Genomic DNA, 23310 nt, shown 5'->3' with positions numbered 1-23310 from the left:
GTAGCGGTGGTTCTTGATTTCTCCTGCTTAACCCAATGTCAGTTGTTGTTGTAACTCATGGATCTGATCGCGCAATGAGGCAGCCTGCTCAAATTCCAAATTACGCGCATGTTCAAACATCTGGTTTTCCAATCGCTTAATCTCTTTCGCCAATTCGTTGGGATGTAACCGCTGGTGCTCATATTGCGCCCCCGACTCTGCCACTTTTTTGGTGTGTTTCCCTTGCGATGCTCCGCTGACACCACCCAGTTGCATCACGTCCACCACTTTTTTATTGAGCCCTTTCGGAGTAATGCCATGCTCATGGTTGAAAGCCTGCTGCACAGCGCGACGGCGATTGGTTTCATCAATGGCGGTTTTCATCGAATCGGTGATCCGATCACCATACAGGATCGCTTTACCATTCAGATTACGCGCCGCACGACCGATCGTCTGGATCAGTGACCGAGTCGAACGCAGAAAACCCTCTTTATCCGCATCGAGAATGGCCACCAGTGACACTTCCGGCATATCCAGCCCTTCACGCAACAGGTTGATCCCGACCAGAACATCAAACTCGCCTAAGCGTAAATCCCGGATGATCTCCATCCGCTCCACCGTGTCGATATCGGAATGTAGATAACGCACGCGGACATCATGTTCATGCAAGTATTCGGTCAGATCTTCAGCCATGCGTTTCGTTAACGTAGTGACCAATATCCGTTCATCCACTTTCACCCGTTGGCGAATTTCCGACAACAGATCATCCACTTGCGTGGTTACCGGTCTGACTTCCACTTCTGGATCCAGCAAACCGGTCGGACGCACTACCTGCTGCACAATTTCACCGCCGGATTTCTCCAGCTCATAGTTCGCCGGGGTGGCGGAAACAAATACGGTTTGTGGCATCAGTGCCTCAAATTCGTCAAATTTGAGAGGACGGTTATCCAGAGCTGACGGTAAACGGAAACCATATTCAACCAATGTTTCTTTCCGTGAACGGTCCCCTTTATACATCCCGCCAATTTGCGGCACGGTCACATGCGATTCGTCGATGATCAACAACCCGTCTGCCGGCAAATAATCAAATAACGTAGGAGGAGGTTCACCAGCCGCGCGCCCGGAGAGATAACGTGAATAGTTTTCGATCCCGGAGCAATATCCTAGCTCCTGCATCATTTCGATATCAAATAGGGTGCGTTGTGTCAGTCGCTGTTCTTCCACTAATTTGTTGGCAGCCAACAACTGCTCTCGCCGTTCCCCCAATTCAACTTTAATCTTATCAATCGCTTGCAAAATGGTGTCACGAGGTGTCACATAATGACTTTTCGGAAACACGGTAAACCGAGGTATCGCTTTTTCTACCGCGCCCGTTAGCGGATCAAACAGGCTTAAGCGTTCGACCTCTTCATCAAACAACTCAACTCGTAATGCCAGCTTGTCTGATTCCGCAGGGAATATATCAATCACTTCACCCCGGACACGAAAGGTTGCCCGTTGAAATACGGCATCGTTCCTGGTGTATTGCAGCTCGGCCAAACGACGTAAAATATCCCGTTGATTGATAATATCGCCCTGCCGCAGATGCAGCATCATACTCAAATAAGATTGCGGATCACCCAAACCATAAATGGCAGAGACCGAAGCCACAATGATGACATCACGTCGCTCTAACAAGGCTTTGGTCGCCGATAAACGCATTTGCTCGATATGATCGTTAATCGAGGCATCTTTCTCTATAAAGGTATCGGTTGTGGGGACATAGGCTTCTGGTTGGTAATAGTCATAATAGGAGACAAAGTATTCCACCGCATTTTCCGGGAAGAATTCGCGCATCTCACCATATAACTGTGCGGCCAGGGTTTTGTTGGGCGCCAGAATCATAGTCGGGCGATTGAGCGTAGCAATCACATTCGCCATCGTGAACGTTTTACCGGAACCCGTCACCCCCAATAAGGTCTGATGAGCCAAACCCGCATCAATGCCGCTGAGCAGTTGGGCGATGGCATTCGGTTGATCACCACCCGGTTCAAATTGACTCGCCAGTTTAAATGTTTTAGCCATATTCATTACCAAACCCGAAATCATTTATTCATCATATCTGTTCATTAACGCTGTCGCACTAGCTTGCTTGGGTTAGCTTGCTTGGATTAGAAAGTGCAGATACATTGACGGCGTCAAAAGCCCACTTTTTCGGTTACAACGTCAACAGCAAGGTTGTTTTTTCGCCAAACGAGATCTGCGTCTAATATAGACCTTGACCAAGCCAACTCGGCTGCGTAATATCATCCGCCCATTCCCTCGTAGTTCAGTCGGTAGAACGGCGGACTGTTAATCCGTATGTCACTGGTTCGAGTCCAGTCGAGGGAGCCAATTTTCTGTTAACGCCAATAATCCATCCTGACTTATCCACGGTTTTTCCTTCTTGTGCGCCAAAATAATGCACATTTCCATATGTTGCATTTTTGTTCAAAGTTTGAATTGTGCCTTCTTGAACCTCTTTCCCGAAAAAAAATAATTACTTGATTTTATTATGTTTTAATTTTGCAATGTTTTCACTGCGCTTTTTTGCATGCCTTGCGCCATCTGGCTTAGCACAGGATATGACAAAACAACACACAGGGTTATCCACAGATTCTGTGGGTAAACGACGCGAACCCTTGCTATGACTGGCGTTGCCTTGCTGTTGATAACCATACGCCTGTTTGAAACTGTTCATCAATTCGGCAATTGAATCGTAACCGCCACTTTTTGCTGTTTCCTTGGTTGACAGTCACCATACCAATCAGTAACATGCGCCCCGTCCTGATGAGACGATTCCCTCGTAGTTCAGTCGGTAGAACGGCGGACTGTTAATCCGTATGTCACTGGTTCGAGTCCAGTCGAGGGAGCCACATCAAGACAGCGATTCCTCCTTAGTTCAGTCGGTAGAACGGCGGACTGTTAATCCGTATGTCGCTGGTTCAAGTCCAGCAGGAGGAGCCACTTTTCCCTCGTAGTTCAGTCGGTAGAACGGCGGACTGTTAATCCGTATGTCACTGGTTCGAGTCCAGTCGAGGGAGCCATCTTCTTTCCACCCCAGTTTTAATTTCCTTAAAATGTGTTTTCCTCTTGCTTAGCTCGCGAGTTCACAAGCTATCGCCCCTAACCGTGCCAATCCCTGAATGTATTTCTCTGACATTTCAAAACAGCAGGTCAGACGTAAACAGTGCTGATAACGCTGACTGGTTGAATAGAGCAAACCGGGAATACAAACGATATGTTCTGCCAGCGCCCGGCGAGCTAATTCCAGACTGTTAATATGTTCCGGTAATTCCAGCCAGAGAATAAAGCCGCCAGTCGGCTGGCTGGCTCGGGTACCCACAGGAAAATGTTGGGCAATCAGGCTGCGAATATGATCGATTTGCATGGCATATAACCGTCGCAGATTACGCAGATGACGCTCATAACCGCCATTTTCGAGAAATTGTGCAATGGCCTCAGAAAGCAGACTAGATTCCGCCACACTGGTAAGAAATTTCAGTTTACGGATCGTGTCATGAAACCGCCCAGGGGCGATCCAGCCGATACGAAAATCAGGAGCCAGTGTTTTGGTGTAACTCGCACTGGTCATCACCCAGCCACCTTCATCATAGGCTTTTAATAACGGCTCGGGCGGGTTTACAAACTGCAGGTCGGCATGCTGGGCATCTTCAATGACCGGCACCTGATACTGATTGGCCATTTTTGCCAGACGAGCCTTGTTATCACGACTCATGGTAAAACCGAGCGGGTTATGCACGGTCGGGATCGTAATAATCGCTGCAATCGGGGTCTGTTGCAGAGTCGCTTCCAGTTCATCCAGATCCATGCCGGTTAACGGATGGGTCGTGATCTCCAGCCAGTTCACCCCCAATGTTTCCAATAAAGGATACAGATTAAAGTAGGTCGGTGTTTCCACTGCCACGGTAGAACCGGGTTTGGTCACAGCACGGATAGCCAGATTTAACGCATCAAGCACTCCGTGCGTCAGGATCAGCTCGTCCGCACTGACAGACACGCCCAACTGGATCAACCGTTGCGCAATTTGCTGCCGGAGTGTCAGCGAACCGGGTGGTAACGCATATTTTGCCACCAGATCACTTTGCTTACGCAAAATACCAGCCGTCAACCGTGAGAGTCGTTCGCTCGGATAAAACACCTTTCCACGCGGACAAGCCAGACCAAAATCTACGTATTCCGGTTGATTCTGATGAGACAGGATGGCGTCAATAAAGGCGTTCAGCGTATCGGCCTGCCTTTCGTCTGCCCTTGAGGGTTTTATCGGCTGTGTCGGCTCCGGCAATTGAGCACGGACAAAATAACCGGATTTAGATCGCGCTTCGATCAACCCTTTGTCTTCCAGCAAACGATACGCAGTCGTCACTGTATTGATGCTCAATTTACGCTGACGGGCGCAATCGCGAACCGACAACAATTTACTGCTCGGCGCAATGATCCCCTGTCGGATGGCAGCCGCAATTTTATCAGCCAGTTGCAGGTAAAGCCGTGTTGTGTCGGTCATGGCATATAGATGGGGTGGACGATAGTAATAGTATAAATCTGTACCCATTAAAAATCATATTATCTGCATCTGTTACCATTGCTTCGCGATTCTTATACTGCGCGCACACCGGTGTTAATTCGTCATTGTTTTTCAGGGGAAGCCGTTCATGTTACTGAGTTTATTTGTGATCCATTTATGCGCACTGGCGGCACCGGGGCCGGATTTTTTCTTTGTATCCAGAACTGCCCTCTCCGGTCGTCTCCGTCATTTAATTGAATCAGCTGGTGGCGTCGCGGTGGGTATTCTGATCTGGGCAACCTTGACTCTACTAGGGCTCAATCTGCTGTTTGAGCAATTCCCGTATGCCAAACTGGGGATCATGACGACAGGTGCTATTTATCTGCTGAAACTGGCCGTGGATATTTACCGTTCAGCTAAACACCCGCTGCAGGATCTGTCTGCCACCGGAGAACAACTCCAGAACGTATTGGTGAAAGGCATACTGACTAATCTGGCTAACCCCAAAGCGGTGATCTATTTCACCAGTATATTTTCCTCAATTCCAGGCATTGGTGGCAGCTCCGCACTGACCGCGAAGATCCTCATCCTGATATTTGTTGAGTCGTTGCTCTGGTTCTTTCTGGTTGGAAAGATGTTTACGCTGGCCCGCATTCGTCAGTACTACAGTACACACAAATGCTGGGTAGATTATTTTTCTGCCGCCGTGTTTGCGTTGTTTGCCGGCTTCATCCTGTTCGATGTTGTGCATTTACTGATGGCGTAACAGGAATAGGTTACCCAAGGGAAAGCATATGGACTTTCCCTTTCGGCCACACTTAATTTGTGGCGCTATGTTTTAAACAAGGACAGTGTGATTTCACGGGCACGTGCATGCTCCACGATGGGTGCGGGATAACGGGTTGACGGTTCAAATCGCCGCAACCAGTCATGTGGAGTGTGGATGTATTTCTCTGGGACCAGACTCAGTTCCGGCAGCCAGCGTTTAATGAATATCCCCCGTTCATCAAATTTCTGCCCTTGCGTGGTCGGGTTAAAGATACGGAAATAAGGTGCAGCATCGGCACCGGTACTCGCAGCCCACTGCCAGCCACCATTATTAGCGGCAAGCTCACCGTCGATCAGATGTTGCATGAAATAGCGTTCACCCCAGCGCCAGTCAATATGCAGATCCTTGACCAGAAAAGAGGCCACAATCATCCGCAGGCGATTATGCATCCACCCCGTTTGATTTAAACAACGCATTGCTGCATCCACTATCGGATAGCCGGTTTTCCCCTCGCACCATGCGCTAAAGAACGCTTGATTGTTGGGCCAGCGGATTGAATCGGTTTCCGGTTTAAACCCCTTATGCATACAAACCCGCGGATACGCCACCAGCACATGCTGATAGAATTCACGCCAAATCAGCTCGTTAAGCCAGCTGAATCCTGGCTCGTTTTTTTCAAATGGAATCCGTGCCAATACGTCCTGCATCACAGAAAGGCACTGACGAACAGTGATGACACCCAGCGACAGATAGGGCGAAAGTTGGCTGGTTCCATTGATCGCCGGAAAATCGCGCTGCGTTGTGTAATTAATCAGTTTGTCATCAGCAAATTGTTGTAACTGGTTGAGCACTTCTTTTTCACTGCCAAGCCAGCTTTGCGCGGAAACTTTAGGATAATGGATGGATATTAATTGCCAATCCAAGGGAGCTCCCTGTACTGCTGGTTGCGGCCAGATCTGATAGCCTTCCGTCATCAGCTTTTTCAGCCAGGCTCGGCTAAACGGCGTGTAAACCTTGAACATTTCGCCACTGCCCGTCAGCACAGATCCCGGTGCAAACAGACAGCGGGCATCAAACCAGTGACAGTGAATATTTTGCCGTTCACATTGTTCCTGCACAGCCACATCACGCTTTAACTCATATATGCCGATCTCCCGGTTGGCATACAGGCGGGATATCTGATGTTGCGAACAGAGTTTACCCAGTGCGGATGGAATCGCCGCATAATCTGCCACAGTGATGACATGCAACAGAATGCCCAACTCCGCCAGTGTCTGACCGACGGAATTCAGATGTCGTTCCAGTAAATCCGCACGGATCGGTGCCAGATCATGCCGTTGCCATTGCTCGGGCGTGATAAAATAGACGGCTTGCACAGGCTCGACTTGCAAGCTGGCAGCATACAGTGCCGGATGATCATAGGTACGCAGATCATCCCGAAACCAGACCAGTGATGACATGCTCGATTCTCCTTATAATCCGTAACGCAGTGCAAGATCTTCCGGATGCGGATTCAGGTAAACCTGAGCGGTCAGATAAGGATTGGGATACTCCCGCAGATAATGTTGGAGCAATATCATCGGCACCATGAGAGGTACCAATCCCCGCCGGTATTTATCAATGGTGTTATGCAGCTCCGTCTTTTGTTCTGGTGTGAGCTGTTTTTTGAAATAGCCCTGCAGATGTTGCAATACATTAGTATGATTCTTCCTGCTAATTGGATGTTGCAGCCCCTGCATTAGCCCTGAAATATAACGGTCTGAAAGTTGTTCCAATGAGAAGGTGACTGAATCACCCAGCAATTTACCTAATGCCTTGTATGCTGATGGTTGGTGAGCGAACAGCAGATATTTATAGCGGGAATGAAAAGCAATCAGTTTACCCCGCGTGATGCCGTCATGCTTTAAACTAAGCCAGTCATGATAGGCAAAGACCCGCGTGACAAAATTTTCACGCAATAGCGGATCACATAACCGCCCGTCTTCTTCGACCGGCAACAAAGGGTTTTGTGCCATCAAGATACGGGCAAAAACACCACGACCCTCTTTTACCGAACCTTGCGGTGAATAGACTCTCACTCGCTCCATGCCACAACTGGGCGATTTTGCACAAAGGATATACCCTGCAAGATGACCCAATTCTGCTGTTTTATTTTGTGCAAACGCAGTCAGTTTTTCTGTGACATCAAAACTGCCATCGCTTGCCTCAACATGGATCATTTCATTTCTTTTGACCAGTCGGATTGCTTTTCGGGGCACGCCCAACCCAATGGCTAACTCCGGACAGACAGGAATAAAGGAAAAATAACGGCTCAGTTCTTTTTCAACAAATTCAGAGCGTTTGTGGCCACCATCAAAGCGAACCTGTTGCCCGAGTAAACAGGCACTAACGCCTACCTGAATTTGCAGTGGATTAAATATAGACATTTTTCATCCTCTGTTTAAGCCAGCTAAACATGGCGCTGGCGTCAATTAACATATTGATAGAACATGATTTTTTACTATACGTTTTTAGATACGGCCTAGATCAATTGGCAACAGGATTGATTCATCATTGCACTAATTTAGACCACCTCATCAGAATAAAAAGCAAACAGCACCAAATTACTACACAAACCCTATTGTGGGGCTACCTTTCAGGGCAAAAAATCGTATAATGCAGAGCGTTGATGCAATTTAGTGCCAAATCTTTCTCAAAAATACATCTCAAAAACCTTCCTTTTTCCCATATTGTTATCTATTTAACAAGCCTTGATAGCACCCGTTTTTGTTCTATTTTTATCAATGTAAACATTTACAGATTGCGCTTTTTACACCTAAATCCCGCCCCTATAGTGGTTCCAGACTGCTGGCTACATCAACGGAACTGATAAGCACAATCGTGCCCCGGCCGATAAGTTGGCGCTCTTTTAATTCTTTAGCACACATCTTGCTGAAGCATCGTTAACCTAACGACGAGAAGAGAACCCTATGAAACAACAAACGCCATTTGTTCAGTTTCGCAACGTACAGAAAAGCTATGATGGCGAAACGCTCATTGTCAAAGATCTTAATCTGAACATCCGTCGTGGTGAGTTTCTCACTTTACTGGGGCCGAGTGGTTCAGGAAAAACCACCAGCCTGATGATGTTGGCCGGTTTTGAGACTGCGACCAGTGGTGAAATCACGTTAGGTGGTAAGTTACTGAATAATCAGCCGCCTCATAAACGTGATATCGGGATGGTGTTTCAGAACTACGCTTTATTTCCACATATGACCGTAGCGGAAAACGTCGCATTCCCTCTGTTCGTTCGCCGACTGGCTAAAGCAGATATTCAGGAGAAAGTGCAGGAAGCGTTGGCCATGATCAAAATGGACAGTTTTGGTCATCGGTATCCGGCACAACTCTCTGGTGGTCAGCAGCAACGTGTCGCTCTGGCCCGTGCGCTGGTCTTTGAACCTAAGCTGGTTTTGATGGATGAACCTTTAGGCGCGCTGGACAAGCAGCTTCGCGAGCACATGCAGATGGAAATCAAACATCTGCATGAAAAATTCGGCCTGACCATTGTCTATGTCACACATGACCAGTCTGAAGCACTGACCATGTCAGATCGGGTTGCCGTTTTCCATAAGGGTGAGATCCAACAAATCGACAGCCCGAAAGCCCTGTATGAAGAACCCAAGAATGCATTTGTGGCGCAATTTATTGGCGAGAACAACCGCTTGCAGGGCGTCGTCGAAAGTATCGATGGCGGTCACTGTCTGGTACGGATGCAGGATGGGGCATTGATTAAATCGCTGGCCATCAATGTTGCGGGCCGAGGTGAAAAAACAACACTGTCTATTCGCCCAGAACGAATTCTACTTGGTGCTGCCAGCCAGCAGTGCGACAACGTCGTCAGCGGACAACTAAAAGAATTCATTTACTTAGGCGATCACATCCGTCTTTGTATTGATACCTGTGGCAGTTCTGATTTTATCGTGAAAATGCCCGTTAGCCAGTTTGATCCAACCATCAGACTTGGCGATAAGCTCTCTATCGGGTGGCAGCAGGATCATGTCCGCGCCCTCGATATGCTGGATTAAGGTTCCACCTAAACACTAAACAAGGATGATATCGATGAAAGCAACTCGTACTATTTTAGCGCTGTTGACTGCCGGTTCCTGTTTTGCGGCACAAGCAGATGAGCTGTCTGTTATTTCTTTTGGTGGTGCAAATAAAGAAGCGCAGGTTAAAGCCTATTACGAACCGTTTACTAAAGCGACCGGCACCAAAATCGTTGCCGGTGAATACAACGGGGAAATGGCAAAACTGAAGGCCATGGTGGAAACCAAAAGTGTCTCATGGGATGTAGTCGAAGTTGAATCATCTGAAGTCGCACGTGGTTGTGATGAAGGTTTCTTTGAAAAACTAGACTACAAGGTTATTGGCCCTAAATCAGACTTCATTCCGGGTGCTGCAACAAAATGCGGTGTCGGTATGTTCGTTTACTCCACCGTGATTGCCTATGACGCCAGCAAACTGAAATCCGCACCAACCTCTTGGGCCGATTTCTGGGACGTCAAAAAATTCCCGGGCAAACGTGGTCTGCGTAAAACAGCAAAATATGCGCTGGAAGCTGCGCTGCTGGCAGATGGCGTTGCACAGAAAGATGTTTATGCCGTGTTGGCAACCCCAGCCGGTGTGGATCGTGCCTTCAAAAAACTGGATGAGCTGAAACCGAACATTCAGTGGTGGGAAGCCGGTGCACAGGCACCGCAGTATCTGATTTCCGGTGATGTCGTGATGACGTCCGCATTTAACGGTCGTATTGCCAATGCACAGAAAGAAGGCAATAAGAACCTGAATATTGCCTGGAATGGCGGCCTGTATGAAGTGGAATACTGGGTTGTTCCTAAGGGCACACCGAAGAAAGATCTGGCGATGAAATTCATTGCCTCTACCGTGAAAGCTGATAGTCAGATCGATTACGCCAAGCAGATCCCTTATGGCCCGACCAATAAATCGGCTGCTAGCAAAATCGACCCAACATTGGCGGCCACACTCCCGTCTTCTCCTGCCAACCTGAGCCAAGCGGTCGCCGTTGACCCGACTTTCTGGCTGGATCATGGCGAAGAGCTGGAACGTCGCTTCAACGCTTGGGCTGCGAAGTAATGTGCTCTCGCTGCGGGTGACATTTCTGCCCGCAGCGAACTTAAACACTGATTTCAACGGAATGATCCAGGCCTGAGCGCCGTCTGTCAGGAATAACATTATGCTGTCATCAACCATCTCGGACACACTCCCCCAGCCTGTGGATACCGAATCCCTGAAGGCAAAATTGCATCGGGCTGAGCGCATCAATCGCCTTAAATCTTTTGGACTGATTCTGCCGCTTATCATTTTTCTGGTTGTTGTTTTTTTAGTTCCGCTGGTGGTCATGCTTAAAAAAAGTATCGACAATCCAGAGGTTGCAGCCTTGTTACCAACCACTGTAACGGCAATGACAGATTGGAATGGTCAGGGTTTACCGCCAGAAGATATTTACAAAGCGTTAGCCAAAGATATTGAAACAGCAAACAACAATGATGCGCTGGGTAATCTGGGCAAACGTCTGAATAGTGAAATATCCGGTTATCGCAGTTTATTAAATAATACCGCTGACAGCCTGCCATTTGACGCCAATACCACCTCGTATAAACAGGCCCTGATCGACTTAGATAAACGCTGGGGCGATAGCACTTACTGGCAAGCCATCTATCGTAATCGCTCGGCTTATACACCGAACTATCTGCTCTCTTCACTGGATCTGAAAAAAGACCAGACCGGTGCCATCGTCAAAGTGTCAAATGATCAAGCAATCTATCAGAGCGTGTTTCTTCGCACCTTCTGGATGAGTTTGGTGATCACTGCCGTGTGCCTAGTGCTCGCATATCCGCTGGCGTATCTGTTAGCGACACTGCCTGCCCGCAGCGCTAACCTGCTGATGATTTGTGTGCTATTGCCATTCTGGACATCAGTTCTGGTGCGTGTTGCAGCCTGGATTGTCTTGCTGCAAAACAATGGACTGGTGAATAAATTGCTTGAGCATCTCGGGGTGATTGATTCACCGCTGCATCTGGTTTTCAACCGCTTCGGCGTGTATGTCGCCATGGTGCATATTATGCTGCCATTTATGATCCTGCCGCTGTATAGCGTGATGAAAAATATTCCGGCCAGTTATCAACGCGCCGCCATCTCATTGGGTTGCCCACCGATGATCAGTTTCTGGCTGGTGTATCTGCCACAGACTTATGCCGGAATTGGCGCAGGTTGCCTGCTGGTGTTCATTTTGTCTATCGGTTACTACATTACCCCGGCGTTACTGGGTAGCCCGAATGATCAGATGGTGAGTTATTTTGTCGCGTTCTATACCAACACCACGATCAACTGGGGCATGGCAACCGCACTGGGTGGCTTGTTACTGCTGGCAACATTGGTTTTATACGTAATTTATAGCTGGTTGGTAGGCGCAAACCGCCTGCGTCTAGGCTAAGAAACAAGGATGACATTATGTTGAGACCTTATGCTTCTAATTTTGAACGGCTCTGGTATTGGTCACATCGTGGCATTTGCGGGTTGGTATTGTTGTTCCTGATGTTACCGGTGCTGATCATGATCCCGCTGTCATTCAACGGTGGTGCCTTTCTGGTTTATCCGCTGCAAGGCTGGTCGCTGCGCTGGTATGAGACCTTCTTTACCTCACAGGAGTGGATGCGTTCATTGATGAACAGCATGATCGTCTCCCCTGCTGCCACCGTGGTCGCCATGTTTTTTGGCACGTTAGCGTCGATTGGCCTGACCCGAGCCGAATTTAAAGGCAAAGCCCTGCTGACCAGTATTCTGATTTCCCCGATGGTCGTGCCGGTGGTAATTGTCGGTGTGTCTTCATATCTGTTTTTTGCCCCGCTGGGGCTGTCCAACAGCTATTTCTCGCTGATCCTGGTACATGCGGTGTTAGGTATCCCATTTGTGATCATTACCGTGACCGCAACCTTGCAAGGTTATAACAAGAATCTCAGCCGGGCCGCGGCCAGTCTGGGAGCCGATCCAATGCTGACGTTCTTTAAGGTGACCTTGCCGTTGATTGGCCCCGGCATGATTTCAGGAGCATTGTTCGCTTTTGCCACCAGTTTTGATGAAGTGGTCGTGACGTTATATCTGGCCGGCCCGGAACAGGCGACGTTGCCACGGGTGATGTTCAGTGGTATTCGCGAAAACATCAGCCCCGCAATTGCGGCGGCCGCCACCGTGCTGATTCTGGTATCTGTTGCGATGCTGCTGACGCTGGAATGGTTACGCGGCCGTTCCGAAAAAATGCGCACCACCGCGCACTGATGCGTTCCCTGTCGTTAATCAAATTTCTTTCTGCAAGTTCCACCTATTGCGCCGCCTAGCGGCGCTTTTTTTAGCTTTTATCTCCGTGCAATCTGGGTCTGAAGCAGACGCATAAAGAAATCACGCGGTTTATTCAGCCGGCCAAATTGATGCGTAATTGCCGCAATGCCCAGCTTATAGGAGCGTTCCTGAGGTAGCAGCTTGCATAAGCGCCCTTCATCGACATAGCGGGCAGCATAATGTTCCGGCAGGAAACCGACATAAGCCCCCGAAAGGATCATGGTCGCCCGCGTTTCATAATAATAAGCCGTTGCCGACTTCTGTAACCCCACCATCTGCACAGCTACTTCCGGATTGCTCTGGATCCCGGCTTGTACAGAACGGCAATTCACCAAACCCTGACGGATCTGGTCATCGTCTTCTTCCATAAACAGAGGATGACGGTCGCTGCAATAGAGATAACAGGTTTCTTCATAGAGTGAGTGATAAATCAGCCCGTCCAGCTTCCGGTGATAGGGAATAAAACCCACATCCGCCTCGCCGTTCAGGATCATCCGCTCAATATCGCTCATCGGCGCCGTTTCAAACTGCATGAAAACATCCGGCGCTTGACGGCAAAATTCACTCAATACCTGCGGAAAACGGCAACGCTCATCCAAACAAATGGTATCGCTGGCTACCAGCTTCAACTCACCGGAAAGCTGCACGTGCAACGCGTTGACGGTAGAACGGAAATCTTCCAACTGAGAAAACAACCGGCGAACCGATTCATAAATGATGGCCCCTTCTTCCGTGAGAGAAAACCCAGAGCGCCCCCGACTGCACAACTTCAGCTTGAGACGATGCTCCAGATTCGCCATATGCACACTGATGGTAGACCGGCTGATATTCAACACAGTTTCGGCTGCTGAGAATCCGCCGCATTCAACCACTGTCTTGAATACTTTTAGCAGGCGAATTTCATAATCGCCGACTTGCCCTAATTCGATCAGTGAAACCTGCACCATTGTTTTGTTTTCCTCAATGTAAGAGTTGATTGTCAGTCATTTATGCAACGGTATAACGCGCTAGTATGGATATATCAGCCCGACACACACGGGCCCAATTGTCACCGGAGATTCCGTATGCGCTATCCTTCTATCGATCCTTTGTTGGCTCCCTTCTGCCAGTGGCAAGCCTCTCAATGGATGACACCTAAAGTAGGTGCAACCTTTTCTGTGACCAATCCGGCGACCGGTGCTGTTATTGCGACACTGCATAATCAAACTGCCGGTGATGCATTAAGTGCCATCGACCGGGCCAGTGCCGCCTTGCCCGCTTGGCAGGCATTACCAGCCAAACAGCGTGCCGTTTTGTTGCGTCGCTGGTTTGATTTGATCATGAAACACCAGGATGCACTTGCACTGTTAATGACGCTGGAACAGGGTAAACCGCTCGCCGAAGCGAAAGGTGAAATTGCTTATGGTGCCGCCTACATCGAATGGTTTGCCGAAGAAACCAAACGTGTATACGGCGATATCATCCCTGCTGCCAGTGGCGACCGCCGCATCTTGACCCTCAAACAAGGCATCGGTGTGGTGGCGGCCATCACGCCTTGGAATTTTCCGAATGCCATGATCACGCGCAAAGTGGCGCCCGCTCTTGGTGCTGGATGCACCATCGTGGTGAAGCCCTCCGATGAAACACCGTTGTCTGCACTGGCATTGGTCACCCTGGCGCATCAGGCCGGTATTCCAGAAGATGTATTCCAAGTCATTATTAGCCGTAAGGCAGCTGAAATTGGTCAAGTCTTCTGCGGAGATAGCCGCGTTCGCAAACTCACGTTTACCGGGTCAACACCCGTTGGTAAGCAATTGATGAGCCAATGCGCCGCAACCGTAAAAAAACTGGGTCTGGAGCTGGGCGGTAACGCACCGTTTATCGTGTTTGATGATGCCGATATCGACGCAGCCATTGCCGGTTTGATGGTGTCTAAATACCGTAACGCTGGGCAGACCTGCATTTGCGCAAACCGGATCCTGGTACAAGACAGTATCTATGAACAGTTTGCCGAGAAGCTGGTGGCCGCTGTGAAAAAACTGAAAGTAGGCCTAGGCACGGAAGCGGGTTCCACCATTGGCCCGTTAATCAATCAGGCTGCGATGCATAAGGTACAACATCTGGTTTCTGATGCGGTCACGCGGGGTGCCAAAGTTATGTGCGGTGGCTCAGTACACCCTGCCGGCGACAATTTCTACCAGCCAACCGTGTTGAAGGAAGTCACCAGTGACATGAAAATTTTCCACTCGGAAATTTTTGGACCGGTTGCTCCCCTGTTCCGTTTTTCTACCGAAGCCGAAGCGATTGCCATGGCGAATGATACCCCCTTCGGGCTTGCGGCCTATTTCTACAGCCAGAATATCAGCCGGATCTGGCGGGTATCAGAAGCACTGGAATATGGCATGGTCGGGATCAACGAAGGTGGTATTTCCACCGAAGTCGCCCCGTTTGGTGGTGTGAAAGAGTCGGGGCTGGGCCGTGAAGGCTCAAAATATGGCATCGAAGAATTTACCGAAATTAAATACCTCTGTATGGGCGGTCTGCACTGAGTCTGAACGGAATTTGACTGCATAGTTAGAAGGAGTTACCAATGAATAACGCTGAACTGCAACAACGTAAACAAGCTGCTTTTGCTCGTGGTGAAGGCAATGCCTATGGTATCTACGTCGCCAAGGCGAAAAATGCCGAACTGTGGGATGTAGAAGGAAAACGCTATATCGATTTCGGTGCCGGTATTGCCGTCGTCAACACCGGTCACAGTCATCCGAAAGTCGTCTCAGCAGTCAAAGCACAGCTGGATAACTTCAGTCATACCTGCATGACCGTCACGCCTTACGAATCAGCCGTAAAACTGGCTGAAAAGCTGGTTAAGGCCGTACCGGGTAACACACCGAAAAAAGCGATGTTTGTCACCACTGGCGCTGAAGCCGTTGAAAATGCCGTCAAGATTGCTCGCTCTTACACTGGCCGCTCTGGCATCATTGCTTTCAACGGCGGCTTCCATGGTCGTACCCTGCTGACTGTCGGTCTGACTGGTAAGGTGCAACCGTACAAAGCTGGTTTCGGCCCCTTCCCGGCAGAAATTTTTCATGTTGCCTACCCGAATCCATTGCTGGGTATTTCGGAAGAAGCCAGCTTTGAAGAGCTGAATCAGCGCTTCAAATGCGACATCGACCCGAATCGGGTGGCAGCCATCATTATTGAATGTATACAAGGTGAAGGCGGATTCTATCCTGCCCCTGTCTCTTTCCTGCAAAAATTGCGTGAGCTGTGCGATCAGAAAGGCATCATGCTGATCTGTGATGAAATCCAGACCGGTTTTGCCCGCACAGGCCGTATGTTTGCGCATGAATATGCCGGCATCGAAGCGGATCTGGTCACGATGGCCAAAGGGTTGGGCGGTGGTTTCCCAATCTCCGCCGTGGTAGGGAAAGCCGAGATCATGGATGCCCCACAGCCAGGTGGTCTGGGTGGTACTTACGCTGGTTCACCGCTGGGCACCACTGCCGGTCTTGCCGTTTTTGATGTCATCGAAGAAGAAAAACTCTGCGATCGTGCACTGGCGATCGGTGAGCGGATGGTCAATCATCTGAAAGATATCCGGGCAGAACACCCCGCTATTGTGGGAGACATCCGCAATCTGGGCGCTATGGTGGCGCTGGAGCTGGTGAAAAATGGCGACATGAGCAAACCAGATTCAGACCTGACCAAAGCCATTTGTGCCAAGGCGGCTGAAAAAGGGTTGATCCTCTTGTCTTGCGGTACACGTGCCAACGTGATCCGTTTCTTACCGCCGCTAACCACCGAAATGAACATCGTTGATGAAGGCATGGCATTACTGAAAAGCGTGATCAACGAACTGATTTAATCTCTCCTCCATGTCCATAAGCCAAGCATCCGGTTTCGACCGGATGCTTTTTTATTGGGCGCTAAAAAACTTCACTCGGCGTAATACCGAACTGGATCTTGAATGCCGCAATAAAGGACGAGGTTGAATCATAACCGCAGGCCAGCGCCACCTGCGTGACTTTTTCACCTTGCTCTAAACGACGCAATGCGCTGAACAGCCGCAAACGCTGACGCCAGCGACGAAACGATAAACCCGTTTGTTTCAGAAAAAGCCGTGTCAGTGTTTTCTCCGATGCCCCTAACAGATTACCCCAAACGACCAAGGTGCGCTTATCGTCAGGATGTAATTGTAATTCGTGACATAGCCGTATTAAGCGCGGATCGGTCGGCATCGGTAATGACAGCGAAACCGGTCTCGCTACTTTTAATTGATCCAACATGACCTGAACTAAGCGACCATCCTCACTGGCGGGGTCATACATCACGGGCAGAGTACAAAAACTGCAGATCAATTCGCGTAATAACGGAGTGATCTCTAAAACACGACATTCATTGTCCTGCTCTAGCGGATGTACTTGGCCGGATTCGATGTAAAGCCCCCGCATTTCCACTCGGTCAGACGTGACCACTTGATGCCGTACCCCTTTCGGTATCCAGACTGCCCACATCGGCGGCGCCACATAACTACTGTGCTCGGTGTAAACGGTCAGCATCCCGTGAATGACATAAGACACCTGAACCCAGTCATGCTGATGCCATACCGTCTGGGAATCACGGGCTACAGACTCATTCCTTGCATAAACAGGTCGCGGCAATTGCTCTATATCAGGAACGATCCGCTCAGTGCGGACAGGATGTCCTTTTGTCGACATAAAATGACTTTTTATCGTTAGCTGGGCATTAACAGAAAGCTTAAAGTATTTCCGAAAAGATTAACAACAGGAACAGGTTATGCTCAGCCGATTATCTCGTCTCTTCCCCGATCGTTTCACACTGCTACTGATCAGCACCGTGACGCTCGCCAGTTTATTTCCCTGCCACGGTACAACAGCCGTTATTTTTAATCATGTGGCAGACATCGCCATTGCACTGCTTTTTTTCCTGCATGGTGCCAAATTATCACGGGGAGCAATCTTGGCCGGGATCACGCATTGGCGGCTGCATCTGTTAGTCATGAGCCTGACCTTCCTGTTTTTTCCCATTGTAGGACTGTTGCTGCAACCCGTGCTGACACCACTCGTCGGGCCCGTGATTTATCAGGGCATCCTCTATCTTTGCTGTTTACCGGCTACCGTACAATCCGCCATCGCCTTCACCTCTATCGCCAAGGGGAATGTGCCGGCGGCGGTGTGCAGCGCCTCCGCCTCCAGCCTGCTGGGGATCTTTATCACCCCCGTACTGGTAAGTATTGTACTCTCCAAAGGCAGTGGTGGTGCCGCCGATCTGCACGGCATCAGCAAGATCCTCTTACAATTACTCTTCCCGTTTGTACTGGGTCATCTGTTGCAACCGTGGATCGGTGGTTTTGTGACCAAGCATAAAAAGGTGCTGGGGATTGTGGATCGTGGCTCAATTTTGCTGGTGGTGTATACCGCATTCAGCGCTGCGGTGATTGAGCATCTTTGGCAGACCGTGCCTCTCATCGCCTTATTCGGCTTGCTGGTCGCTTGTCTGGTGATCCTGGGCATTGTATTGAGCAGTTCCCGATTACTGAGCCGCAGCTTGGGTTTCCCGCTACCGGATGAAATCACCATTGTCTTCTGTGGTTCCAAGAAAAGTCTGGTCAGCGGCGTGCCGATGGCAAAAGTATTGTTTGCAGGTGCACATCTGGGGCCGATACTGCTGCCCCTCATGCTGTTCCATCAGGTTCAATTGATGATTTGTGCTGTATTAGCCCAACGCTACGCAAAACGTGCGACCGAGTAACAAAAAAAGGCGACTCAAGGTCGCCTTTTTCATTCCTGCCAGCCTGGATTAAAACTGGGCTGTCGTCATATGATAAGTTTTATAACCACCGGATAAATTACGGGCAGTGAAACCGTTGTTGGCCAACAGGCGATAGGCAACATGACCGCGTAAACCAACCTGACAAGTAATGAGAATTTCCTTGTCTTTCGGTAATTCAGCCAAGCGCTGACGCAATTGATCCACTGGAATATTGACGGCACCGGGAATAGCACCGATGTTGGTCAGTTCGCCCGGATTCCGCACATCCAGCAGGAATTGCGCTTCGGTGATGTTTAAAACATCCTCGACATGACAGACTCGCTCATCACCTTTGATAATATTTGTCGCCACCATGCCCGCCTGGTTGATGACATCGCGCGCAGAACCGAAAGGCGGTGCGTAGGTCAGTTCCAGATGTTCCAGATCCTGCACCTTCAATCCGGCACGCATTGCTACGGCTAAGACATCGATCCGCTTATCAACCCCTTCTTTACCGAAGGCCTGACCGCCCAGAATTTGTCCTGTTGTCGGGTCAAAGATCAATTTGAAGCTGACCGGGAATGCACCAGGATAATAACCGGCATGGTTGCCTGGATGCACATAGACTTTTTCATACGCACGGCCCAGACGTTTCAAGCTCTTTTCACTGTGACCTGTGCTGGCAATAGCAAAATCAAAAACCTTGCAGATGGCTGTGCCTTGTGTGCGTTGATATTGTTCATCACGCCCCAGCATATTATCTGCCGCAATACGACCCTGACGGTTCGCCGGGCCCGCTAACGGGATCAAGGCCGGCTGTGCGGTGACAAAATCCGGCGTTTCAACCGCATCGCCGACCGCATAGATATCCGGGTCACTGGTGCGCATGCCTTCATCGACTTTGATCCCGCCCCGAGGGCCTAACTCCAGCCCGGCAGCAGACGCCAGTACCGTTTCTGGTTTCACCCCGATCGCCAGGATCACCAGACCGGTAACCAGTTTCTCTCCGGTGCTCAAGGTCAATTCCAGATGATTGGCCGCATCTGGATGCTCCACATAATCATCGGTAGCATCGGGTTCAGAGACAACCACCGGAATTTCAGTAATGGCTGTCAGGCCTGTATTTAAACGCAGATCGGTGTGTTGCTGTACCAGTACCTGATGAACAAAATTGGCCATTTCCGGATCAACCGGTGCCATCACCTGAGAGGATAACTCCAACAGTGTGACAGCGATGCCACGCTGATGTAATGCCTCCACCATTTCCAACCCGATGAAACCACCACCGACAACAGTAGCGTGCTTAGGTTTATTCACTGAAATGGCAGCAAGAATGCGATCCATATCAGGAATATTACGCAGACTGAAGGTATTGGCGCTATGAATGCCAGGAATAGGCGGACGGATCGGGGCTGCACCCGGGCTCAGTAATAACTTGTCGTAAGACTCCTGATACTCTTCATCGGTCAGCAGGTTCTTGACCGTCAGAACCTTGCGTTGACGATCGACCGCGATAACTTCTGAAAACACCCTGACATCAACATTAAAACGAGACTTAAAACTCTGTGGCGTCTGCAATAATAAGGCTTCGCGTTGCGTAATATCACCGCTGACGTGATAAGGTAATCCACAGTTAGCAAAAGAAATAAACTCGCCGCGCTCCAGCATCAAAATTTCAGCGTCTTCTGACAGACGGCGAGCTCGGGCTGCCGCCGATGCACCACCGGCAACCCCACCGATAATTACAATTTTTGTCATTTTAGATCCCCTGATAATGAATGGCTTTAATTTAGATTTGCCTAATATAAATATCAAGTAATTTTTGTCTTGGGTTGTGCTTTTGCCGTTTTAGGCTATTCTTTAAAGAATGTGCGCAGGATATTGTTTTGTATGAATTTTTTAGACACTCCAATTGTAGCCAACGACAAAACCGCTACCGGTTGTTTCCTGCTATGGAATTCTGCTACCCGACAAATTAAACCGGCAAATACACAAGACCCTGTCCCTGTGTCGTTATTGCCGCAACCCGAGATGCAGTGGCCGGACCAACTGCCAGCCCCTTATGCACAACAACTGAACGCTCTATTCAGCCGACATCGGCAACAGACTCACTCGCTTTCGCTTGATGATACAACCTGGCAACTGAATGTCACGCCAACCGACACCGGACATTGGCTCATTTTTGCAAAACCCGATATCCACGCCATGCCGGTACAGGGTCTGGCGGTACTGGAGCTGGAGAAATCCGTAGTGGGCTTATCTGGCCCGGAACGCAATCGCAAGTTACTGGAAACGCTAATTTATTATTCCGGCTGCGATCGCCTGATTGTCTGGCAATTGCAACAGCAAACGCTGATCCCGATCTTTGTCAGTGGCAATGAAACCCTCCCGCGTGCGCAACCGGTCGACAGACGCTATCAACGGGCCTTGGATATTCGCCAACAGCTTGGCTTTTCAGATATTCACCACCAGCCGCTTCTGGTTGGGCAAAACTACTACAAAGACAGCGGTATTCTCGCCCGTTTAGATTCCGCACTCCGGATCGATCGCCAACTTTGCGGCGTATTGACGCTCGAATACCGACAATTACAGGATAGCTTCGCCCCTGAGTTATTCCAGTTTGCACAAACTGCGGCCACATTGCTGACCATGCACGACTTACCAGCCCCTGCGTCTTCGGCGACCCCGGCTCCGCTGGCCCTCCCGGGGCAATTTGATGATTGGCTGCATCATTTTAATACCAAGACGGCCGCCTTACAGGGCGCTGATTTTTTCGCCGACGTGCAATCCGTGCTACAAAAACAGACGGGAGCCGAGCGTTGCATCATCGCCATGCCATCGGAATTACCGGGTTATATTCAACCCTGCCCTTCGGTCAGCGGTTTTCTTCCTCCAGTCATGGAGTTTAGCTACAGCCTGCGCAAGCAACTGTTACAAAATGGACTTATGGTGTGGGATGAAGAATCGATCCCGCGGCAACTGCTACAAAATGAGCATTGGTGTCTGGCACAAGCACTGAAGAGTGAAGACAACAAACTTTCAGGGATCGCTTTATTGTTTTTCCATGATCTCCCTGAAAATTACGCCAATATCATGCAGGTTTTTGCGCTGATACAAGTCAGAATTCAGGCTGAATTACAGTATCAGACACTGAAGCATCAACTGAAAACGGCCGATACCGCCTTTGATCATCATCAGCTAGCCATGCTGGTTATTAACCAACACGGCTACATTGAGCGTGTCAATCCGGCATTCTGCAGCATCACCGGCTACAGTGAAGCGCAGGTATTGGACAAGCATTTCCGGATGCTGCGCCCCAGCTATTATGGGGATGACTTTTTTAATACCCTGCTCAGCGCAATAGAAGATGAGGGATACTGGCAGGGTGAAGAACGGTTAGTAAGAAGTAGTGGCTTCTATTTCCCGGTTAACCTCAAAGTCAATGCCATTATGGAGTATGGCATTGTTCGGCAATATGTCTGTGCATTTGAAGATCTGGCGGAACAGCGCAGCACCGAAGCACAAATTGAACGCTTGGCCTACACCGACGATCTGACCAGCCTGCCCAACCGTCGTTCGTTGCTGGAAAAACTGACCGAAACCATTGCCAGTGCACACCGAAGCGGAGAAACCAACGGGTTATTATTGCTCGACGTCGATAATTTCAAGAATATCAATGACTCGCTCGGCCATGCCTATGGCGATCTCTTGCTCATCAAAATGGTTCAACGCCTGCAGCAGAACTATCCCAATTATTATCTGGCCCGGATCTCTTCCGACCAACTGTTGTTAATCGCCCCCTCATTAGGACAAAGTGACGTCGCGGCCAAGATCCATTGCGAATTCATTGCCAATCAGTTGTTAGGGCTATTTCAAACGCCTTATCTGCTGAATGGCATTTCATTACACGTCACCTGTACGCTGGGCATTACGCTGTTCCGGACGGATACAGAGCCGTTGGAATTACTGAAACAGGTAGAAACCGCCTCACACACAGCCAAGCTAAATAACCGCGGGCAATTTGCCTTCTTTACCGAAGATGTGGCAGATGAAATCAGAAAACGACTTGAGCTGAATATCAAGTTACGCAATGCGCTTGCGGCCAATGAGTTCCGTCTGCATTACCAGCCACAGTATGAAACACGAAGCGGAAAGCTAGTCGGCGCCGAAGTGCTGATTCGCTGGGAACATCAGGGAAAGCTGATCCCGCCGGGTGATTTTATTCCTATAGCCGAAGAAACTAGCCTGATCAACGATATCGGCTGGTGGGTTTTGAAACAGGCTTGTTCCCAATTTGTGTATTGGCAAGATAACGGACTGTTGTTACCTAATTTATCGGTTAACGTCAGTGCGCGTCAGTTCCACTGCCATGACTTTGTGAATCAGATGGAGTGGCTGCTGGAAAATACTCAAATGCCCGCACAGCATTTGATGTTGGAAATTACCGAATCGGTAGTGCTGGAAAACCTGCAGGATACCATTGATAAAATGCAACACTTGCGCCAGTTAGGCATCAGTTTGTCGATTGACGATTTTGGTACCGGATATTCCTCGCTGGCCTATCTGAAATCGTTACCGGTGAATGAGGTCAAACTGGATCGTTCATTCATCAACCGACTGGCCGATGACAACCGGGATCAGGCTCTGGTCTCCTGTATTGTGAGTCTGGCACAAGTGCTGAAGTTCCGGGTGTTAGCCGAAGGTGTGGAAACCACCGAGCAATTAGATATGCTTTGCCGACTGCAGTGTGATTATTTTCAGGGGTATCTGCGCAGTAAACCCATCCCGTCTCATGAATTCACGCAATTACTGGAACAGGAATACTTAGCCAAATCCTGAGTCACGCATCAAGGCAGAACCGTGATAGATT

General features: G+C 49.4%; 16 protein-coding genes and 4 tRNA genes. 13 read left to right on the top strand and 7 right to left on the bottom strand.

Translation table 11 applies throughout. The annotated features are described in order from the left end of the window. Positions 1-27: 27 nt before the first annotated feature. On the bottom strand, positions 28-2043 hold the full coding sequence (gene uvrB / locus H027_RS0113975) for an excinuclease ABC subunit UvrB (RefSeq protein WP_024873076.1): 2016 nt from the start codon (positions 2041-2043) through the stop codon (positions 28-30). Positions 2044-2276: 233 nt separating this feature from the next. Here uvrB and H027_RS0113970 point away from each other — a divergent pair. The 4 genes from H027_RS0113970 to H027_RS0113950 all read left to right on the top strand — a co-directional run bounded on the left by H027_RS0113970 (position 2277) and on the right by H027_RS0113950 (position 3044). Then, positions 2277-2352 (top strand) — tRNA-Asn (locus H027_RS0113970). Positions 2353-2797: 445 nt separating this feature from the next. After that, positions 2798-2873: transfer RNA gene (locus H027_RS0113960), tRNA-Asn, on the top strand. Between the two features lie 15 nt (positions 2874-2888). Further along, positions 2889-2964, top strand: a tRNA-Asn gene (locus H027_RS0113955). A 4-nt stretch (positions 2965-2968) separates the two neighbouring features. Further along, positions 2969-3044, top strand: a tRNA-Asn gene (locus tag H027_RS0113950). A 50-nt stretch (positions 3045-3094) separates the two neighbouring features. Here H027_RS0113950 and H027_RS0113945 read toward each other — a convergent pair. Then, positions 3095-4570 (bottom strand): aminotransferase-like domain-containing protein, encoded by a 1476-nt coding sequence (locus tag H027_RS0113945; RefSeq protein WP_202593445.1) that lies wholly within the window; start codon positions 4568-4570, stop codon positions 3095-3097. Between the two features lie 100 nt (positions 4571-4670). On the opposite strand from H027_RS0113945, the gene H027_RS0113940 reads away from it, so the two are divergent. Then, the gene (locus H027_RS0113940) at positions 4671-5288 is read left to right on the top strand and encodes a LysE family transporter (protein ID WP_024873073.1); all 618 of its coding nucleotides are present in this window, start codon (positions 4671-4673) and stop codon (positions 5286-5288) included. 65 nt (positions 5289-5353) lie between these two features. Here H027_RS0113940 and phrB read toward each other — a convergent pair whose 3' ends face one another. Together phrB and H027_RS0113930 are read right to left on the bottom strand one after the other, a co-directional pair. After that, on the bottom strand, positions 5354-6751 hold the full coding sequence (phrB, locus tag H027_RS0113935) for a deoxyribodipyrimidine photo-lyase (protein WP_024873072.1): 1398 nt from the start codon (positions 6749-6751) through the stop codon (positions 5354-5356). Positions 6752-6763: 12 nt separating this feature from the next. Further along, positions 6764-7717 carry a YbgA family protein gene (locus H027_RS0113930; protein WP_024873071.1) on the bottom strand — a complete coding sequence of 318 codons (954 nt, stop codon included), beginning with the start codon at positions 7715-7717 and terminating at the stop codon, positions 6764-6766. A gap of 543 nt (positions 7718-8260) precedes the next feature. Between H027_RS0113930 and H027_RS0113925 the strand changes: the two genes are divergently transcribed. The 4 genes from H027_RS0113925 to H027_RS0113910 all read left to right on the top strand — a co-directional run bounded on the left by H027_RS0113925 (position 8261) and on the right by H027_RS0113910 (position 12626). After that, a complete protein-coding gene (locus H027_RS0113925) occupies positions 8261-9355 on the top strand; it encodes an ABC transporter ATP-binding protein (protein ID WP_024873070.1) in 1095 nt (364 codons plus the stop codon). A gap of 34 nt (positions 9356-9389) precedes the next feature. Next, on the top strand, positions 9390-10424 hold the full coding sequence (locus tag H027_RS0113920) for an ABC transporter substrate-binding protein (RefSeq protein WP_152536731.1): 1035 nt from the start codon (positions 9390-9392) through the stop codon (positions 10422-10424). A 100-nt stretch (positions 10425-10524) separates the two neighbouring features. Further along, on the top strand, positions 10525-11784 hold the full coding sequence (locus H027_RS0113915; RefSeq protein WP_038149296.1) for an ABC transporter permease: 1260 nt from the start codon (positions 10525-10527) through the stop codon (positions 11782-11784). Between the two features lie 17 nt (positions 11785-11801). Next, a complete protein-coding gene (locus H027_RS0113910; protein ID WP_024873067.1) occupies positions 11802-12626 on the top strand; it encodes an ABC transporter permease in 825 nt (274 codons plus the stop codon). A 77-nt stretch (positions 12627-12703) separates the two neighbouring features. Here the strand turns inward: H027_RS0113910 and H027_RS0113905 are convergent, their stop codons facing one another. Further along, positions 12704-13633 carry a LysR family transcriptional regulator gene (locus H027_RS0113905; RefSeq protein ID WP_024873066.1) on the bottom strand — a complete coding sequence of 310 codons (930 nt, stop codon included), beginning with the start codon at positions 13631-13633 and terminating at the stop codon, positions 12704-12706. 117 nt (positions 13634-13750) lie between these two features. Between H027_RS0113905 and H027_RS0113900 the strand changes: the two genes are divergently transcribed. Continuing rightward, entirely contained in the window at positions 13751-15214 is a 1464-nt protein-coding gene (locus H027_RS0113900) for an NAD-dependent succinate-semialdehyde dehydrogenase (protein WP_024873065.1), read from the top strand. Positions 15215-15255: 41 nt separating this feature from the next. Beyond that, complete coding sequence (gene gabT / locus H027_RS0113895) at positions 15256-16533, top strand: 4-aminobutyrate--2-oxoglutarate transaminase (RefSeq protein WP_024873064.1); 1278 nt, start codon at positions 15256-15258, stop codon at positions 16531-16533. A gap of 61 nt (positions 16534-16594) precedes the next feature. On the opposite strand, the gene H027_RS0113890 is transcribed toward gabT, so the two are convergent. Then, positions 16595-17386: an AraC family transcriptional regulator gene (locus tag H027_RS0113890; RefSeq protein WP_024873063.1), complete on the bottom strand. Its 792-nt coding sequence runs from the start codon at positions 17384-17386 to the stop codon at positions 16595-16597. Positions 17387-17465: 79 nt separating this feature from the next. On the opposite strand from H027_RS0113890, the gene H027_RS0113885 reads away from it, so the two are divergent. Continuing rightward, positions 17466-18440, top strand: a complete 975-nt coding sequence (locus tag H027_RS0113885) for a bile acid:sodium symporter family protein (RefSeq protein WP_024873062.1) — start codon at positions 17466-17468, stop codon at positions 18438-18440. Positions 18441-18488: 48 nt separating this feature from the next. On the opposite strand, the gene H027_RS0113880 is transcribed toward H027_RS0113885, so the two are convergent. Continuing rightward, positions 18489-20198 (bottom strand): FAD-dependent oxidoreductase, encoded by a 1710-nt coding sequence (locus tag H027_RS0113880; RefSeq protein ID WP_024873061.1) that lies wholly within the window; start codon positions 20196-20198, stop codon positions 18489-18491. A gap of 132 nt (positions 20199-20330) precedes the next feature. Here H027_RS0113880 and H027_RS0113875 point away from each other — a divergent pair, with 132 nt between their 5' ends. Continuing rightward, positions 20331-23279: a putative bifunctional diguanylate cyclase/phosphodiesterase gene (locus tag H027_RS0113875; RefSeq protein WP_024873060.1), complete on the top strand. Its 2949-nt coding sequence runs from the start codon at positions 20331-20333 to the stop codon at positions 23277-23279. The last annotated feature ends 31 nt before the right edge of the window (positions 23280-23310 follow it).

The sequence above is a fragment of the Tolumonas lignilytica genome (genome assembly GCF_000527035.1).
In the GTDB taxonomy this organism is placed as follows: domain Bacteria; phylum Pseudomonadota; class Gammaproteobacteria; order Enterobacterales; family Aeromonadaceae; genus Tolumonas; species Tolumonas lignilytica.
Note: the sequence above shows the minus strand (reverse complement) of the source record. Positions and strands in the feature narration are given on the sequence as shown.